19 protein-coding genes are annotated in these 16,218 nt (G+C 39.6%); 1 reads left to right on the top strand and 18 read right to left on the bottom strand.

What is annotated here, in order from left to right:
• Positions 1–23: 23 nt before the first annotated feature.
• From yidC to RM553_RS08775, 6 genes are all read right to left on the bottom strand, one after another.
• Positions 24–1,889 (bottom strand): membrane protein insertase YidC, encoded by a 1,866-nt coding sequence (gene yidC / locus RM553_RS08800; protein WP_311534548.1) that lies wholly within the window; start codon positions 1,887–1,889, stop codon positions 24–26.
• Positions 1,890–1,931: 42 nt separating this feature from the next.
• Positions 1,932–3,572 carry a CTP synthase gene (pyrG, locus tag RM553_RS08795; RefSeq protein WP_311534547.1) on the bottom strand — a complete coding sequence of 547 codons (1,641 nt, stop codon included), beginning with the start codon at positions 3,570–3,572 and terminating at the stop codon, positions 1,932–1,934.
• Positions 3,573–3,699: 127 nt separating this feature from the next.
• Positions 3,700–3,933, bottom strand: a complete 234-nt coding sequence (locus RM553_RS08790; RefSeq protein WP_311534546.1) for a DUF3820 family protein — start codon at positions 3,931–3,933, stop codon at positions 3,700–3,702.
• 4 nt (positions 3,934–3,937) lie between these two features.
• Positions 3,938–4,315, bottom strand: a complete 378-nt coding sequence (locus tag RM553_RS08785) for a response regulator (RefSeq protein ID WP_311534545.1) — start codon at positions 4,313–4,315, stop codon at positions 3,938–3,940.
• Complete coding sequence (locus RM553_RS08780; RefSeq protein WP_311534544.1) at positions 4,312–5,181, bottom strand: phytochrome family protein; 870 nt, start codon at positions 5,179–5,181, stop codon at positions 4,312–4,314. Before RM553_RS08780 ends, RM553_RS08785 begins: the two co-directional genes overlap by 4 nt.
• A gap of 16 nt (positions 5,182–5,197) precedes the next feature.
• Positions 5,198–5,785: a carboxymuconolactone decarboxylase family protein gene (locus RM553_RS08775; protein ID WP_311534543.1), complete on the bottom strand. Its 588-nt coding sequence runs from the start codon at positions 5,783–5,785 to the stop codon at positions 5,198–5,200.
• 269 nt (positions 5,786–6,054) lie between these two features.
• On the opposite strand from RM553_RS08775, the gene RM553_RS08770 reads away from it, so the two are divergent.
• Positions 6,055–7,581 (top strand): GH3 family acyl-acid amido synthetase, encoded by a 1,527-nt coding sequence (locus RM553_RS08770; protein WP_311534542.1) that lies wholly within the window; start codon positions 6,055–6,057, stop codon positions 7,579–7,581.
• 1 nt (position 7,582) lies between these two features.
• Here RM553_RS08770 and RM553_RS08765 read toward each other — a convergent pair whose 3' ends face one another.
• The 12 genes from RM553_RS08765 to RM553_RS08710 all read right to left on the bottom strand — a co-directional run bounded on the left by RM553_RS08765 (position 7,583) and on the right by RM553_RS08710 (position 16,161).
• On the bottom strand, positions 7,583–8,149 hold the full coding sequence (locus RM553_RS08765) for a hypothetical protein (RefSeq protein WP_311534541.1): 567 nt from the start codon (positions 8,147–8,149) through the stop codon (positions 7,583–7,585).
• Positions 8,150–8,406: 257 nt separating this feature from the next.
• Positions 8,407–8,598, bottom strand: coding sequence for a cold-shock protein (locus RM553_RS08760; protein ID WP_311534540.1), 192 nt, complete (start codon positions 8,596–8,598; stop codon positions 8,407–8,409).
• 164 nt (positions 8,599–8,762) lie between these two features.
• The gene (locus RM553_RS08755; protein WP_311534539.1) at positions 8,763–9,242 is read right to left on the bottom strand and encodes a DUF4168 domain-containing protein; all 480 of its coding nucleotides are present in this window, start codon (positions 9,240–9,242) and stop codon (positions 8,763–8,765) included.
• A gap of 97 nt (positions 9,243–9,339) precedes the next feature.
• Positions 9,340–9,753, bottom strand: coding sequence for a cupin domain-containing protein (locus RM553_RS08750; RefSeq protein ID WP_311534538.1), 414 nt, complete (start codon positions 9,751–9,753; stop codon positions 9,340–9,342).
• Positions 9,754–9,770: 17 nt separating this feature from the next.
• Positions 9,771–10,121 carry a hypothetical protein gene (locus RM553_RS08745; RefSeq protein WP_311534537.1) on the bottom strand — a complete coding sequence of 117 codons (351 nt, stop codon included), beginning with the start codon at positions 10,119–10,121 and terminating at the stop codon, positions 9,771–9,773.
• A 169-nt stretch (positions 10,122–10,290) separates the two neighbouring features.
• Positions 10,291–11,181: a cation diffusion facilitator family transporter gene (locus RM553_RS08740; protein WP_311534536.1), complete on the bottom strand. Its 891-nt coding sequence runs from the start codon at positions 11,179–11,181 to the stop codon at positions 10,291–10,293.
• Positions 11,182–11,263: 82 nt separating this feature from the next.
• Entirely contained in the window at positions 11,264–12,340 is a 1,077-nt protein-coding gene (locus RM553_RS08735; protein ID WP_311534535.1) for an AI-2E family transporter, read from the bottom strand.
• Positions 12,341–12,428: 88 nt separating this feature from the next.
• Positions 12,429–13,013, bottom strand: a complete 585-nt coding sequence (locus RM553_RS08730; RefSeq protein ID WP_311534534.1) for an NUDIX domain-containing protein — start codon at positions 13,011–13,013, stop codon at positions 12,429–12,431.
• 117 nt (positions 13,014–13,130) lie between these two features.
• A complete protein-coding gene (locus RM553_RS08725) occupies positions 13,131–13,700 on the bottom strand; it encodes a pentapeptide repeat-containing protein (protein ID WP_311534533.1) in 570 nt (189 codons plus the stop codon).
• 8 nt (positions 13,701–13,708) lie between these two features.
• Positions 13,709–14,491, bottom strand: coding sequence for an NIPSNAP family protein (locus RM553_RS08720; protein ID WP_311534532.1), 783 nt, complete (start codon positions 14,489–14,491; stop codon positions 13,709–13,711).
• An 81-nt stretch (positions 14,492–14,572) separates the two neighbouring features.
• A complete protein-coding gene (locus RM553_RS08715; RefSeq protein WP_311534531.1) occupies positions 14,573–15,121 on the bottom strand; it encodes a 2'-5' RNA ligase family protein in 549 nt (182 codons plus the stop codon).
• Positions 15,122–15,264: 143 nt separating this feature from the next.
• Positions 15,265–16,161 (bottom strand): CHAD domain-containing protein, encoded by an 897-nt coding sequence (locus RM553_RS08710; RefSeq protein WP_311534530.1) that lies wholly within the window; start codon positions 16,159–16,161, stop codon positions 15,265–15,267.
• Positions 16,162–16,218 lie beyond the last annotated feature (57 nt).

Raw genomic sequence — 16,218 nt, 5'->3', positions numbered from 1 at the left:
CACTTTACAGGATTAAAAATTATTTATTTTTTGCCTCGTTTTTGCTGTTCCTCTGCCTGCTCCATCATTTCCTGCATTTTGCGGGTAAAACGGTTTTGCTTTTTAGGCTTCTGTTTGTTTGCCTGGATCTTTGCATGAACCTTTTCATCATCTACAATCACATTTTTAATTACCAGCATAATACCAATGGTAATAAGGTTGGAGACGAAGTAATACAGGGAAAGTCCGCTGGCATAATTATTAAAGAAGAAAAGCATTAATAAAGGCGACAGGTACATGATAAACTTCATATTAGGCATTCCCGGCTGCTGACTTGCCTGCATATTCTGCCCCGTAGTCATCGTCATATAAATAAATATAGCGATGGAAGCCAGGATAGGGAAGAGGCTCACGTGATCTCCATAAAATGGGATGTGAAAAGGTAAATTGGCAATCACATCGTAGCTGGAAAGATCATCTGCCCATAAAAAGCTTTTTTGCCTTAGCTGAATGGCACTCGGGAAAAACTGGAAGAGCGCGTAGAAAACGGGAATCTGCATCAGAGCGGGTAAACAACCGCTCATAGGGCTGGCACCGGCCTTGCTGTACAGCTTCATGGTTTCCTGCTGCTTTTTCATTGGGTTATCCTTGTACTTCTCGTTTATCTCGTTTATCTCGGGGCGCAGGATCCGCATTTTAGCCTGAGACAGGTAAGATTTATAAGTAACGGGGGAGAGGATAATCCGCACCACTATGGTCATTACAATAATGGCCAGCCCGTAACTTGGTAAGAAGCTGCTTAAAAAGGCGAAAAAAGGAATAAAAATATACCTGTTTATCCACCCAAAGATTCCCCAGCCAAGGGGTACAATTTCATCCAGGTTCCTGCCGTAATCATCAAGGATCTTATAATCTGTTGGCCCGTAATACCAGTTCATGTTATAAGTGAGCTCGCCGCCCTGAAGTTCCAGCGGAACACTGGTAGCAAAAGCTTTAGTGTAAAGGGTATCTACTTCTTCATCTTCCACAAGATTTTCTGAGCGGAAGTTTGCGGTTTCAAAAGGTGTATCGGTTAAGAGAATAGAAGTAAAAAAGTGTTGTTTATAAGCCACCCAGGAAACATCTTCTTCTTCATCTTCTTCCAGGGAACCACGACCAAGATCTCCGTCATTATCGCCATCGTACCCGTAGTTAAGCTGCGTATAGCGGTTCTCGTAGGTGATGCTTTTGGAATGGCGGTAACCTTTTATTTTCCAGTCAAGGTTAATATTCTGATTACTGTCAAAAACATCATCTAATCCCTGTGACCTTATGCTGAAGCCCATCATATAATCATCAGGCTGAAGCACATAACGGTATTCCAGATATTCGTCTGCTGAAACCTTTAATTTCATAGACAACACCTGATTTCCCCCGCTTTTGGAAAGTTCCGGTTCAAAATAGAGGTTTTCGGTATTCAGGGTACGGCCATCCCTGGTTGTGAAATTCAGGTTAAACGAAGCATTCCCATCTTTAATAAGATAAACGGGAATAGAATCGAAAGTTTTAAAATTCTTTAACCTGGCTTCAGAAATATATCCACCTTTATTATCCACTTTTATTTCGAGCACATCATTGGAAATGGTGGTGGTGTTTTGAGTGGCCGACGGTAGAGTTGCAGAATACCCAAAAGCACCTAAACGCTGCTGTGCTGCTGCCAGGGCTGTGGAATCCTGCCCCGTATAGGTAATTTCTTCTTCTTCTTCAGGAGCAGGTGCGTTTTGCGCTTGATTTACTTCAACCTGTTCCGATTCCTGTTTTTCTTCAATTTGGGCTTCTTCCGCAGAATTGTTGTACAACATCCACAAAAGGATTCCACCAATCAGTAAAAATCCAATTATGGATTGAATATCTATTTTCTTTTCTTCCATTCTAAATTGCTATAGCTTGGCTTTAGTCAAAAAAATGACCAATTATGATTTTTGTGCCAACTTGGCACTTTTCGTTTTTGAATGTTCGTGTGCGGCTTTTACAAATGCCACAAATAACGGATGGGGGCTTGCCACGGTACTTTTATATTCAGGATGGTATTGTACGCCTACAAACCAAGGGTGTTCTTTAAGCTCGATTACTTCAACAAGACCGGTCTCCGGATTTATCCCTGTTGCTGCCATCCCGGCTTTTTCAAATTGTTCCCGGTATTTGTTGTTGTACTCATAACGGTGGCGGTGCCTCTCTTTAATTTCATCTTTTCCGTAAACATCTTTAATTATGGATCCTTCCACGAGATCACAGTCCCAGGCACCAAGACGCATAGTACCACCCATGTGAGTAATGTCCTTCTGTTCTTCCATAATATCAATTACAGGATGTTTGGTATGGGCATCCATCTCGGTAGAGTTGGCTTTATTAAGTTGTAGTACATTCCTGGCAAATTCTATTACCGCCATTTGCATCCCCAGGCAAATTCCTAAAAACGGAAGTTTGTTTTCCCGTGCAAATCTTACCGCGTCTATCTTACCTTCAATGCCACGTTCTCCAAATCCCGGGGCAACAAGTATCCCGTCCAGGTGTGAAATTTTATGCTGAATAGTGTTTTCATTAATAAATTCAGAATGGATGCTTTCCACCTTTACCATTACCTCGTTCTCTGCTCCCGCATGAATAAAAGACTCCAGGATGGATTTATAGGAATCCTGAAGCTCCACATACTTCCCGATTAGCCCTATACGCACTTCGGCTTTTGGATTTTTATGGCGGGCAAGAAATTTATTCCAGTGTTCCAGGTTTGGAGTGGAGTCATCGGGCAAATTGAGCTTTTTCAGGGTTACGGTGTCCAGGCCTTCCTTCAGCATCATATTAGGCACATCATAAATGGTATCGGCATCTATAGACTGTATTACCGCTTCCTGCCTTACATTGCAAAAAATGGCCAGTTTTCGCCTAATGTCGTCAGAAAGTTCATGTTCGGTACGGCATACCAGGATATCGGCCTTTATCCCGCTTTCCATTAGTGTTTTTACGCTGTGCTGTGTGGGTTTTGTTTTAAGTTCTCCCGCGGCAGATAGAAATGGCACTAAAGTAAGGTGGATTACCAGGGCATTATCGTCTCCCAACTCCCATTTAAGCTGTCGTACCGCTTCTATATATGGCAAAGATTCAATGTCGCCCACGGTACCGCCAATTTCAGTAATCACGATATCGTAATCCCCGTTATTGCCAAGAATCTGAATTCGTTCTTTGATTTCATTGGTGATATGCGGAACAACCTGCACGGTTTTACCAAGAAATTCGCCACGGCGTTCTTTTTCTATTACGCTTTGGTAAATTCTTCCGGTAGTCACGTTGTTGGCCTGGGAAGTTTTTACATTTAAAAAGCGTTCATAATGCCCAAGGTCAAGATCTGTTTCGGCGCCATCATCGGTTACGTAACATTCTCCATGTTCGTAAGGATTGAGAGTTCCCGGGTCAACATTTATATAAGGATCCAGTTTCTGAATAGTGGTTTTAAAGCCACGCGCCTGTAAAAGTTTCGCCAAGGAAGCTGCAATAATCCCCTTTCCCAAAGAAGAAGATACGCCGCCGGTAACAAAAATATACTTGGTTTCGGCCATTTTGGAAGTATTTGTTGCGTTCTTTTTATTCAGGGCGCTAAATTACAAATAAGAAAAGAAAAAGAGTACAAGATATGGCGCTAATATTTTAGACTTTTTTAAGAATTGAGGAAGCTGAAATTACAGCCTAACACGGGTAGTTTTTTCTTATTTTTCGAAGGATGCCTTCCATGCCATTTAGCTTCAGCTCATACACCTGTTGCATCTGCTGGCCGAGCTTTCCTTCGGGAAATCCTTTTTGTTTATACCATACCAGGTAATATTCGGGAATGTCAGAAAGATAGTAATCTTTATATTTTCCAAAGTACATTTTCGCGTGCGCGAGTTCAAGAAGCGCTTTATGATCTGGTTTTATCTGCATTTTTTTAAACCTGTGACTGGTTTAAATGCATGGCCAGCTCTATGAACTTATCTTTATTTAACGGCTTCACCACGTAGTCGATTACCCAGGGATATTCCCTGGCTTTTTCGTGGTCGAGTTCGCTGGTGCTTGAAGTTAAGATAATGGTCCTGTGTGCAAGACCCATAGTTTTCATTTTGTCCAGAAAATCCCAGCCACTCATTTCCGGCATATTAAGGTCTAAAAATATGAGGACGTCTTTTTCTTCTTCTTTTATCACATTAAAGGCTTCAACAGGATTTGTGAAATCCTGTACATTTTGATCATAACCTTCAATCTGCAATAATTTTTTGGTTATAAAATTTGCTATAGGCTGATCGTCAATTAGATAAATAGGGCTCATATTTTTTCAGCTTTCAGCTTCACCAATTCCTGGGAAGCCATTTCAATTACTTCTTTCAGTACCACATCCATTTCTTCTACTGAAGTTACCAACTTTGGGAATAATTCCTCTCTACAGGCTTTATCATCAAAAACTTCGAGCAGTTGAATAATCCCCTGTATCCTGGACAGGGGTTCTTTCACATTATGCGCGTTAAGGGCAGAAATGTGTAGTAATTTTTCATTTTTCTGAACTATCTCGCGGGTACGTTCTTCAATTATTTCTTTTTGGTTTTCCACAATTTCCCTAATCCTGCCATTCTGCTCTTTAATGGTTTTATAAGCATCGCCCAGGGAAGCATTTTTTTCAGCAAGCTGATTTTTCAAATAGATTTCCTGGAATTTCGCTTCCAGGCAATCTGTTACCATTTTCAATATTTCAACATCTCCGTAGGCAAATGGCATTTGTTCATCGGCAACCAGGGAAACCAGCACCTTTCTCTCATTTTTCTGAAATGACCATGCCCATAGTTCAGGGTTCTGTAAATTTTCAGCAGGAAAATCCTTTCTTAGAATTTCCTTCGGAATAACAGGTGTTTTTATGGGAACACCGTCTTTTAATAGTTGCTGTTCATATCGCAAAACCGATTCCTGCTGAACAGACCGGCAGGAAATGTCATTTCTAAAAATTGAAAGGAACAAAAACTTATCTTCCTGCTGAAGCAGCATCCTGATCGCATGGAAATTCAGCAGGTATTTAAGATGCAGCCTTAAGTCTTCGATTACTTCAGAAATCGTCCCGCAGCGGTTTATCCCATTGGCGAATTTTGAATAAGCCTCATAGGTAATGCGGTAATGCTGGGCAACGTTATTATTTATAGAGGCCATTCAAGCTCTGGAAAAATTATTCTATAGTTTCCAGCAGTTCGTTATCTATCTTGATCCCGGAAACATCGGCTATGGTATTAAGCATGTTCACAAGATCTGCCTGTGCCATAAGTTCCTGGATTTCCCTTTCTGAAAAACCCGTATCCTGAAGTTCCTGGAAATCTTCATCAGAAATTTCATCATGATTAAGAGCTGCTTTTGTTACCACGTTTACGGCTGTGCGATAACTTACCGGCATAGACGGGGAATCAATATTCTCAGTAGCCTTAAAGCCTTCCTCATCAGAAATCATGGAACTCATGCTGTCTGCAAAAATACCGTGGGCGTGGGAGCAGTACTGGCAGCCTCTCTTTTTAGAAACGTTGTAAATAATAAGTTGTTTAAGTACGTTTGGAACTTCGCCTTCCATTAAAGTACTTTTTAGTTTGCCCCAGTTGCCGTTAAGAAGGGTGGCATTATCGCCCTGGCATTTAAACCAGTTAAGGACAAATGGTAGTTGCAGTGTCTTTTTAGTGTCGTCGTAGATTTCTTTTACTGCCGGTGAAGCTTCTTCATAAGATACCATTTTGTACCTTCCTCCAAGTGTAGGGTTTTCTTTAATCATGTAGGTTAATTTTATAGATAAATTGGGTTTATCCAGAAAGGAAAAACCTTTCCAGGAACAAAATAAAGATAAAATTTGCTAATTTTTAAGATACTATAAAACTTTTAGGCTTTGTTTAATATTTTTATTAAGCTTTTCAATGCTATGGGCTAGTAAAAAAATGTTGCTGTAGATCGATTAGTTAAAACTTTTATAATTGAAGATCTATATGATGACACTTTATGCGCTTTTAGATATTTTCGGAAGTAAATCATTAAAAGTAGACTGCTATGGCCATAATGGGTTCTATAATAAAAAGCCTGATCGATCTCAGGGACAATCTGGTTTCTGAACCTGATGCTCAAAAAGCACAGCGGGAAGAACTTGTTAAATTGCTGAAGAAAGCAAAAGATACTGCCTTCGGGAAATTTTACAATTTTGCAGGAATCCTCGAAGCTGATAATATAGAACAGGCTTTTGCTGAAAAAGTGCCCTACTTTGACTATAACAAGCTGAATAATGAATGGTGGAGCAGGCTGCATGAAGGGCAGGAAGATGTTACCTGGCCTGGGAAACCACCTTATTTTGCGCTAAGCTCCGGTACTACCGGGAAGTCCAGTAAAAGAATTCCGGTTACCCAGGAGATGGTGGAATCCATAAGAAACGCCGGGATAAAGCAGGTAAGCGCCCTTAGTAATTATGACCTGCCGCCGGATTTCTTTGAGAAGGAAATAATGATGCTGGGCAGTTCTACAGATTTGCATGATGAAGGAGATCATAAAGAAGGAGAGATTAGCGGCATTAGCGCCAGCAATATTCCCTTCTGGTTTAGGGGATATTACAAACCTGGTGAGGAAATTGCCAGCATCGATGAATGGGATGAACGGGTTCAGAAAATTGCAGAAACCGCTAAAGACTGGGATATAGGGGCAATTAGCGGGATTCCTTCCTGGACAGAACTCATGTTGAAGAAAATTATAGAATATCACGGCCTTAAGAATATTCATGAGATCTGGCCCAATTTTAAAGTGTACGCTTCTGGCGGCGTGGCTTTTGAGCCTTATGAGAAAAGTTTTAATGCCCTGCTGGAGCATCCGGTTAAGGTAATAGATACTTACCTGGCTTCAGAAGGTTTCTTGGCGCTTCAGGACCGTCCGGATACGAACTCCATGAAACTTATCCTGGATAATGGGGTCTATTTTGAATTTGTTCCTTTTAAACCGGAATATATAAATCAAGATGGTTCAATTAAAGATGACGCTCCCGTGATTTCTCTTTCTGAAGTAAAGGAGGAAGAAGACTATGTATTGCTTATAAGTACCGTTGCCGGGGCATGGAGATATGTTATTGGCGATACCATTAAGTTCACCGATGTAGAGAAACATGAAATTAGGATTACCGGAAGGACAAAATTCTTCTTAAATGTGGTGGGCTCGCAGCTTTCAGTAAATAAAATGAATGATGCGGTTAAAGACCTGGAAGAGAAGTTCGATATTAAAATTCCTGAATTTACCCTTGCGGCAGTCCGCATAGATGGGGAATTCTACCATTCCTGGTACCTGGGGACCGATGCGGATATTGAGGATGAAAAACTGGCCAATGCCCTGGATGAAGTGCTGAAAGATGCAAATAAGAATTATAAAGTGGCACGTTCTAAAGCCTTAAAAGGAGTGAAGGTGACTAAAGTCCCACCGGAATTGTTTCCCGAATGGAGTGGCGCCAATAAAAAGAAGGGCGGACAGGTGAAAATGGAAAAAGTGATGAACGAGGAAAAATTCGCCGAATGGGAAGAATTTGTCAAAAAGCAGTTAGGTTAAACTACTTTAGTTCCTCAACCAGGTCTATTATTTCCTCCTGGGAAAGATAGAGGGATTTAATACGGTTCTTATATTTTTCAGAAAGATCAGACTGATTGAGAATAAAATCCTTCGTTGCGATTATATATTCTCCAAGCCCGTGATTTACGGCATAAGTATCAGCAACCCTTTCCGCTTCCTTTAAATATCTTTTCGAGGTAATATATTTAATTCCAAACCAGAACATTCCCAGGGCACTCCGGTCTTTATAGTCCATAATATGGCCCAGTTCATGACCTATCCATCCAATAAGCACATCTGAAGGAACGTTGGTAAGATCAAATTCTTCTCCTTCAATATTGAAACGCTCGCTCATATTTACATAATAAGAACGATTGCCTTTAGATTTTAAAAAATCGCCTACTTTTGGCTGGGCCTGCATAAAGGATTTTTTAATATTCTTCTTAAAGCGGAATTCTATAGGTGTGTTCTTTAATTCAGGATAATGGGAAAGGGCAACGTAAGCCTCTCTCCAAATAGCGTCCGGTACAATTTTATTATTGAATTCAAGACTGTCTTTTTGGTTCATAGGTTGGGAAAATGCTTGGATAGATAAAAGAAAAAATATTGAGAATGTGGAAAAGTATATTCTTTGGGCCAGGTTCAATTCTTATGATTTAAATTAGCGATTTGCGTTGCTCCTAAATTTAAGGATAATGGCAAAGCTGGTGAAAGCTGCTAAGTTAAATTGAATATAAAAATCCGGGAAATTTTATTAAGCCATTAAAATTAGCGCATAAAAAAAGCCTTACAATGTAAGGCTTAGAATATAGTATAAAATAGGAATTATGCCTGTTTGACATTCACCGCATTCAACCCTTTTCTTCCTTCTTCCAAATCAAAAACCACTTCGTCATTTTCCCTGATTTCATCAATCAGTCCGTTAGCATGTACAAAGTATTCTTTGCTTGTTCCTTCTTCTTTAATAAATCCAAATCCTTTTGTATCGTTAAAGAATTTGACAGTACCTTTATTCATTATATAAAAATTAAATTCAGGCAAAGGTAGGTATAAATAAAAGATTATGAGGAAATTAATTCTTTTTTATCAAAAAAAAATCTGCAAGCAAAAAGTATCTATCAAAAAAGCCGCCTAATTCAATATTAGACGGCTCATCCTATTTCTTTATTTTCTTCTGAAACCTACTGTCCACTCAGCATTTCCTGTAGTCTCTGTTGCATTTCCTGATCGGTTTGCAAAGCCATGGCCAGTTTCTCATATCTTTCCATGGTGAAACCTTTTTCTGAAATGGCATTTTCCATTTGATCCTGAAATTGCCCCTGCATTCCTTCGATGGTCTCTACGGCAGATTCATATTTTTCTTTCTGCTCTGCTGTAGCTTCCATTTCGGTATTAGGATTCATAGAAGCCTGGTACATCTTATTGAACTGCTGGATTTCCAGCCCTTCGTCTTTTACCACGGCCATCATTTTTTGCTGGGCCTGTTGGTTGATCATTCTTATCTCCTGATAGGCCTCTGCAAAATTAGCGAGTTCGCTATCATCCACATCTACTTCAACCTTCTGTTGTTGCGGCATTGGCTGTGTTTGTGCAAAAGCTCCTATAGTAAACAGCATGCACATAGCCATTAAAAGACCTTTAATTTTTCCTGATTTAAACATATCTTTAATTTTGATTTTTATCTAATTTTCCAAACATAAGAAACTCAAAAGAGGATGAAAAATAATTAAGGAAGGGATTGGAATTTTTGTCTCGGAATTAACTGAAAAAATTAACCCTGTTAAAAATTTTAGCGAAAAGCTTTATATTAGTATTATATAAATTCCTGGTCATCCCGCGAAAGCTCTGATTTTGATCCCCGGTATGCAGGGTGTTGGCAGGTTCAAAGAGCATTACATGAACCTCTTCCTCTGCAGATGGCCTGTGCTCAACGCCTTTGGGTACAATCAAAAATTCATTTTCTTTGACCTCTACTGTTTTATCGCGGAATTCCATCCTGAAAGAACCTTTTACCACAAAGAACATTTCGTCTTCTTCCTCGTGTTTATGCCAGATAAAATCTCCTTTAAATTTGGCCAGTTTCACCTGTTGCCCGTTTAATTCACCTGCTATCCTGGGATGCCAGTGATCGTGAAACTTGTTGAATTTCTCTTGTAAATTTACTTTATTCATTAAAATTATAATTTTATTTAATTTTCAATGCTTATGCTCTGTTGCTCTTCATTGTCATTTTCAAATTGCATTTCAATGAAGAAATCTTCGAGTTCACCACCGGCATTCACAGCACGAATTTCGTATAGTACATCGGCTTCCAGATCTGTTACAAGTAGATTTTCCCCGGCAGCAATATTGCCGTTGTTCACAAAACCACGGGTGTCTGAAGTAGCATTCAGGTAAATAATGATGTCATTTTCGGTATCATTACTTATCATCAAATCGTAATAGATGAGCTCATCACTCAAATTGTCATCATCATCACTACAGCTAAGGGTGAGGAGAGGTAGCATTATAAGTAATGTAAATTTCAGCATTTTCTTCATAATAGCTTATTTTAAGCCATTCTTTTCATAAAAAGAATTTGGCCCTGGTTTATTAAAAACTTAATCTATCAAAGATCTGGAAAATCCTGTCTTAATACTCTGGTAAAATTCTGTTAGCCTTTTTGAAAAGCTGAAAATATAATTCTGAAGAGAATAAAAAAACAGCTTTTCAGGAGATTTTTCTGAAAGGGTCATCTGGTTCTACATGAATAAGAACATCGTTAATTTCAGGGAAATTTTCCTGTAATTCATTCTTCAGCGTATGGGCAATGTCATGGCCCTGGGTTACCGTAATATCCCCTTTTACAATAAGATGTAGATCTACATGGAAAAATAAACCAGCTTTTCTCACAAAACACTTTTCAATACCTACAACCCCGGGTACGTTGTGGGAAATACCTTTTATTTCTTCAATAAAATCGTCATACACATGCTCATCCATTATTTCGCTGAGTGCCGGCCTAAAGATGAGGTACGCATTATATACAATAAAACCTGAAGCCAGTAACGCCGCCCAGTCATCGGCGGTTTCATAGCCTTTGCCCATAAAAATGGCAATAGAAATACCTATAAATGCCATAAGGGAAGTAATGGCATCGCTGCGGTGGTGCCAGGCATCGGCTTTTAAAGAAGTACTTTTTGTTTCGTCTCCCTTTTTAGAAACAAAACGATAAAAAAGTTCTTTGGTAATAACAATGGCTCCAAGCACAATCAGCGTATATTTTTCCGGTACTTTATGAGGCGTCTGGATATTCACAATACTTTCGTAGGCAATGACCGTGGCAGAAATAAGTAAAAATCCCACTACGGCAAAGGTGATTAAAGGTTCTGCCTTTCCATGGCCGTAGGGATGATTCTCATCTGCAGGCTTGGTGGAATAGCGAATGCCAAATAAAACCAGGCCGGAAGAAAAAACATCGGTGGTAGATTCTATGGCATCTGCAATTAGTGCATAAGAATTTCCGAAAACACCGGTAACTCCTTTAATAATAGCCAACAAAGCATTGCCTATTATGCTGAAATAGGTAGCTTTTATGGCTTCCTGTTTTTTACTGTTCATTCCTTTTTTCTCCTGAATCCTAAAGTGGTCCCAAGTTACGCAATTGAAGGAAAAGAGCTGGCAGGAAGGAATTTTAACCAGGTTAGTCTTTGGAAAATTTTCTTTTACTCAGGAGGATGCCATAAGGTTTCAGGGCTTCAATATGTAACAAAATCACTGTGAGGATCCCCACTACCGGGATGGCCAGGATCATCCCTATTATTCCCCAAACCAGGTTCCCAATTACCACTGCAAGAATTACCACAAAAGGATGAAGGTCTACACGGTCCCCAACTACGTAAGGTTCCAGCACGTAACTTTCCAGGAACTGTGCTACAGAAAAGGTTATTATTATTCCTACCAAAACACCAATTTCACCCGAAGTAAGATAACCAAAGGCCATGGCCATGGCTAAACCTATAATATTGCCCAGGTAAGGGATAAGGCTCAGGATTGCCGCCACTATACTTACCAGAATAAAATTATTCACTCCCGAAATGCCCAATCCAATGGCGTAAAGAATTGCCAGGAATGCGATTAGCACCAGGCGCCCCACAAGGTACTTAGGCGCTACTTTGGCAGATTTGATAATAACCGAGTTGACCTTATCCCGCTTTTCATCAGGGAAAACGCGTAACAGGAAATTTTTAAATTTTCGCCTGTAATTCAGCAGAAAGAAAACATAAATAAAGGTTAGTAAAAAGTTGCCTACTGCTCCGGAAATTGTTGATAACAATGTAGCCGCTTTTTTCTGCGGGACCTGGCCAGAACTGCTTACTGCCGGAATCATTCCCGAACCATTTTTTTTACTGGAAAGTTGCAGGTCACTTTCATTAAGAGGAGTGTTGTTTACAGCGAATTGCTTAACCTGTTCAATCTTAGGTTTCATGGTTTCTTTGATCTTTGGCCATTTTTCAACAAAACTTTCCAGCTGGTAGGAGAGAAGGCCCAAAAAAGCCAGCGAAACCAGGAAGAGGAAAAACGCATTTATAAGCGAGGCAGCACTTCGGCTAATTTTTTGCTCCATCCACCCAGATAAGGGAAATACAAGCAAGGCAAGAATAATGGCAGTAACAAAAGGCCCTAAAAATGACTGGGCTTTTATAAGTCCTGAAAAAAGAAAATACGTTCCAAGTATAATTAAAGTGATGTAAAGAAGAAGGTTCTTAGCTTTTACCATTGGGTGTATTTTTCATGAAGATACAAAAGTTGCCTTCCTCTTTTCTTTAAGATTTAGTTAAAGCAGCATCATAGAAGCTGTTCTGTACTTATTTAGCGATAAGATTATGGATTTTCATGTACTGCAGTAGCATGATAGTTTTTCCATCCTTTATTTCCCCTTTTTCTATTTTGGAGTATGCCTCTTCAAAATCCATTTCCAATACTTCAATATCTTCCTGTTCTTCGGGCAGTCCGCCACCTTCGCTCACCTTCATTTCTTCAGAATATTCCCCGACAAAAAAATGGATAATTTCTGTAACCGAGCCCGGTGACATGTAAGAATCAAATATTTTTTTGGCCCTGGGAATGCGATAACCGGTTTCTTCCTCAGTTTCTTTTATAATACAGGCCTCGGGATAATCCTTGTCCAAAAGTCCGGCGCAGGCTTCTATCATCATTCCGCCGGGATTGTTGTTAAGGTAGGTGGGCAGCCTGAACTGCCTGGTGAGAATTACTTTTTTGGTGGATTTGTTGTAAAGCAGGATACATGCGCCGTCTCCGCGGTCGTAAGCTTCCCGGTTCTGGGTTTGCCATTCTCCCCGGCTGGTTTGGTATTCGTAGGTTACTTCGTTTAACAGTGCCCATCTGTTAGAAAGGACTTCGGTTTTTTTTAGTTTTACTTTTTGGCTCACAAGTATTCAAAATTTGTTGCTCAGCAGGAATTTTGCTGAAAAGACGGCAACAATGTTAATCATGTTATATTAGACTTTCTAACACAAACGGTAAAAATAAAGAGGCAAATGCTACAATCAATAAACTTTAAGTTTATATTTAGTTAATAATCCTGAAAGGTTTTCCTGGGAAAATTTTGCGCCAGCCAGGCGGTTTTGTTCCGGGTCTATGGCAAAACTGGAAGCGCTTCTGAAATCTGCTTTTTCTAAATTCGTATTTCCAAAGCTGGCATTGGAAAAATCCACTCCATAAAAATCTGAGCCGGAACAATCTGCCCGGGAAAATTCCACCTGCGCCATTTTACAATTCTTGAAACTGGTCTTTGGTATTTTTAATTGATAAAAAGAAGAAAAGCTAAGGTCACAGCTTTCAAAGCTGAAGGATAGCAAAAAGGTTTCACATTCTTCAAAGCGAAGCCCCAGCATTTTGCAATTGATAAACCTGCAATCTCTTATAGCGGTTTTCTGTAACTGCGCCGTACTAAAATCGCAGTCCTGGAAAGTGCATTCAGAAAAAACAGTTCCCGGCAATAATACATTAGAAAAATTACAGTTTTTAAAATGGCAGTTTTCATACTCTTTTTTTAAAGTATTGCTACTGTAATTTAGCTGTTCAAAATCCTCATCCTGGGCAAAAGTTTCTTGCATTTTTTAAATTAATATGCTGAATAATCGGTTGGGTAAAGAAAAGTGATATCAATATGCGAAACATTATCGGCATATTCTTCTTTGGCACTTAAAGCTTTCCAGGCGAGAGCACTGGAAAATGCCTCCCAGTGTTTATCCCTGCTTTCCTGGTCGGCAAATGTGGTCATATACATCAAATTCGGCATTTCCGGACCAGAGATCACCTCGCCATAAAAAACCGCGTTAAAGCCAAGTTCATCAAACAATCTTACTTCTCCGCCTTCATTGAACATTTTTAATTTGTTCCTGAAAAATTTTCCGGTGGGGGACTGGTAACTTCTCAGTTCGTAAACGCGTTCCTTTCGTGGCACATCCAAAGAAGGCATTTGAATAACCGGATGATCCTGGAAAGCCTTTAAAAGAATAGACTGAAACCTTGAATAAGGCGAATTATCTGCTGAAGATTTTAAGAAGTCACTCCCTCTCTGCCTGTAATTTTGATTTTTATTCAGGTTTGTCTCCAGATTTTCCCACTGCTCAAGTGAACTAAATGGGAGAAGTACATAAATATGCTTTAAACTGTCGATTTTACTTTCCTCTTTTGGTTTGAATACACCAACTTTATCAATACCGAGTTCGGCCAGGGCAGGTAAATAGGCTTTTTCTAAAAAAGCATCAGTTCTTTGTACCTGTTCTTCGGTTTTAAGACTATATATTTTTAGCTGATAAAATTGATGTTCCTGGGCTTGTACTGTAGGAACAAAGCAGCAAAGTAAAGCGAAAGCACTAAGGCCGAAAATAATTTTTTTCATTTTTCCTGAATTATGGACTAAATTGAATAATGTTAATTGTAAAGCTACAAAATTCCGGTAGCTGCAGGAGCTTTTTGTCTTTTAGTATGGGAAGTTAAACTTCTGGAGAATCTCCCAGTTTCTTCCATTATGCTTAAAAAGTACAAACCCCTCAGCGTTAAAAGTGTCTTGAAAATTTCTTTTTTCGAATTGCGGCCATGCCTTTTGGAAGTTCAGCCTGTTGAGGTCTCGTGTAGCTATAGTAATATGCGGGTGAATATTGCGGATTTTTTCACGTTCTCCCAAACCGAAACTTTCCTCCAGTACTTCCTGTATTTTCTCATGTAGCAAAGCAACTGGCTCAGGGTTAGTAACATTGATGAAAATCGTACGGGTGGAAAACCTGCCAAACCCTGATAATTGTACTTTAAAAGCCTTTTTATTGTCTGTAATTTTTTGAAGCGCTTCCAACAGGCTCGCCTCGTCTTCTTCCTTTATTTTAAAGGGAATCTGAAGCGTAACATGGGCAGGTAATTTTAAGGCCTTCGCCGAATTATATTTCTCCTTAATTTCAAGCTTTAGGTTCCTGATTTTTTCTTCAAGTTGAGCGTCAGGCACAATGGCGACAAAGTATAAATGACTTTTTTTCATAAGGTTTTCTTAGCATAGGGTCATTATTAGCAGCGCCATTTCCTTTTACAGTGGTATCGATAGTCATGCTTCCTGTTATTTTTGCCGATGGCTGCTTTTCTTGCATTGCGAGGCCGGCAGGCCGAAGCAATCTCAGGAAAAATTTAATTCCAGTTAGTCCTTATGTATTTAAGCATTCGTTTTTTTATAGCTTTCGGCTTTTCGGCATACACAAGCCCGCCCTGTAATTCTGCCTCTGCACGTAAATATTCGCTATATTCTTTAATTAAAGCATGCAGCATTTCCATTTGCTTTTCATCTTTCAGCTGGAAATCCTGCGATTTTAGCTTTTCATTTAAAATCATTAGATCATGATCATCTCCCAGATAATTAGCGAGCGTATGCACTTCTTCTGCCCAGGTTTGAAAAAACTTTGGCCAAAGGTCTTCCAGTAACTGGATTTGGTGCCAGAGATATTTTGCCCTTTTTCGCCATTCATGGAAATTGGCGGCATCAGGTTCGGCATAAGCATCTTCCAACGCGTCTCTTCCGCGTTCATATGTTAATTGAAGGCCGGGAAGCACCACGGCAAGATCTGCAGATTTTACCGGCCACTGGGTAAAATTTTCCTGCGCATTTTCAAACTGTTGCAGAATATATTCTGAAAAGAAATTTTTTTCCCGAAGCTTTTTTTCCAGTTCATCCCGCTCTTTTTCCAGTTCCTGAACAACGCTATTGAAAAACTTAACGTAGATGTGATCACCGTAGCGTTCCTGCAAAATCCCAATGGTTTCCATGTGTGCGGTAAGGTCCCTGATGGGAGATAATTCCTGGCCTAAATCACGAAAAAAGATGTTGATCTCCTTATATTTCTTTTCACCTAATTCATCCCGAAAAAGACGGGCAAGCGCACGTAATTTTTTCAGACTTTTCCTTATTTCATGAACGGCTTCATGCAAATTGGAATTTTTAATGGAAGAGATGCAGAAATCAATTTCTTCTGAAGCTATCCTGCTTATATTTTCTTCAAGATCTTCCGGCTTATTAAGCTTATAGTCCATGTTTCGGTATTTTCTTTTAATATACCGAATTAAAGCCACAGAAATGGTTATGATTTT

It is taken from the genome of Autumnicola tepida, assembly GCF_031846485.1.
In the GTDB taxonomy this organism is placed as follows: Bacteria; Bacteroidota; Bacteroidia; order Flavobacteriales; family Flavobacteriaceae; genus Autumnicola; species Autumnicola tepida.
This window is presented reverse-complemented; position numbering and strand designations above follow the sequence as displayed.

Bases quoted from the DNA above. Each gene is read 5' to 3' on its own strand.
- yidC (WP_311534548.1), bottom strand. From the start codon at position 1,889: ATGGAAGAAAAGAAAATAGATATTCAATCCATAATTGGATTTTTACTG.
- pyrG (WP_311534547.1), bottom strand. From the start codon at position 3,572: ATGGCCGAAACCAAGTATATTTTTGTTACCGGCGGCGTATCTTCTTCT.
- RM553_RS08790 (WP_311534546.1), bottom strand. From the start codon at position 3,933: ATGCAGATAAAACCAGATCATAAAGCGCTTCTTGAACTCGCGCACGCG.
- RM553_RS08785 (WP_311534545.1), bottom strand. From the start codon at position 4,315: ATGAGCCCTATTTATCTAATTGACGATCAGCCTATAGCAAATTTTATA.
- RM553_RS08780 (WP_311534544.1), bottom strand. From the start codon at position 5,181: ATGGCCTCTATAAATAATAACGTTGCCCAGCATTACCGCATTACCTAT.
- RM553_RS08775 (WP_311534543.1), bottom strand. From the start codon at position 5,785: ATGATTAAAGAAAACCCTACACTTGGAGGAAGGTACAAAATGGTATCT.
- RM553_RS08770 (WP_311534542.1), top strand. From the start codon at position 6,055: ATGGCCATAATGGGTTCTATAATAAAAAGCCTGATCGATCTCAGGGAC.
- RM553_RS08765 (WP_311534541.1), bottom strand. From the start codon at position 8,149: ATGAACCAAAAAGACAGTCTTGAATTCAATAATAAAATTGTACCGGAC.
- RM553_RS08760 (WP_311534540.1), bottom strand. From the start codon at position 8,598: ATGAATAAAGGTACTGTCAAATTCTTTAACGATACAAAAGGATTTGGA.
- RM553_RS08755 (WP_311534539.1), bottom strand. From the start codon at position 9,242: ATGTTTAAATCAGGAAAAATTAAAGGTCTTTTAATGGCTATGTGCATG.
- RM553_RS08750 (WP_311534538.1), bottom strand. From the start codon at position 9,753: ATGAATAAAGTAAATTTACAAGAGAAATTCAACAAGTTTCACGATCAC.
- RM553_RS08745 (WP_311534537.1), bottom strand. From the start codon at position 10,121: ATGAAGAAAATGCTGAAATTTACATTACTTATAATGCTACCTCTCCTC.
- RM553_RS08740 (WP_311534536.1), bottom strand. From the start codon at position 11,181: ATGAACAGTAAAAAACAGGAAGCCATAAAAGCTACCTATTTCAGCATA.
- RM553_RS08735 (WP_311534535.1), bottom strand. From the start codon at position 12,340: ATGGTAAAAGCTAAGAACCTTCTTCTTTACATCACTTTAATTATACTT.
- RM553_RS08725 (WP_311534533.1), bottom strand. From the start codon at position 13,700: ATGCAAGAAACTTTTGCCCAGGATGAGGATTTTGAACAGCTAAATTAC.
- RM553_RS08720 (WP_311534532.1), bottom strand. From the start codon at position 14,491: ATGAAAAAAATTATTTTCGGCCTTAGTGCTTTCGCTTTACTTTGCTGC.
- RM553_RS08715 (WP_311534531.1), bottom strand. From the start codon at position 15,121: ATGAAAAAAAGTCATTTATACTTTGTCGCCATTGTGCCTGACGCTCAA.
- RM553_RS08710 (WP_311534530.1), bottom strand. From the start codon at position 16,161: ATGGACTATAAGCTTAATAAGCCGGAAGATCTTGAAGAAAATATAAGC.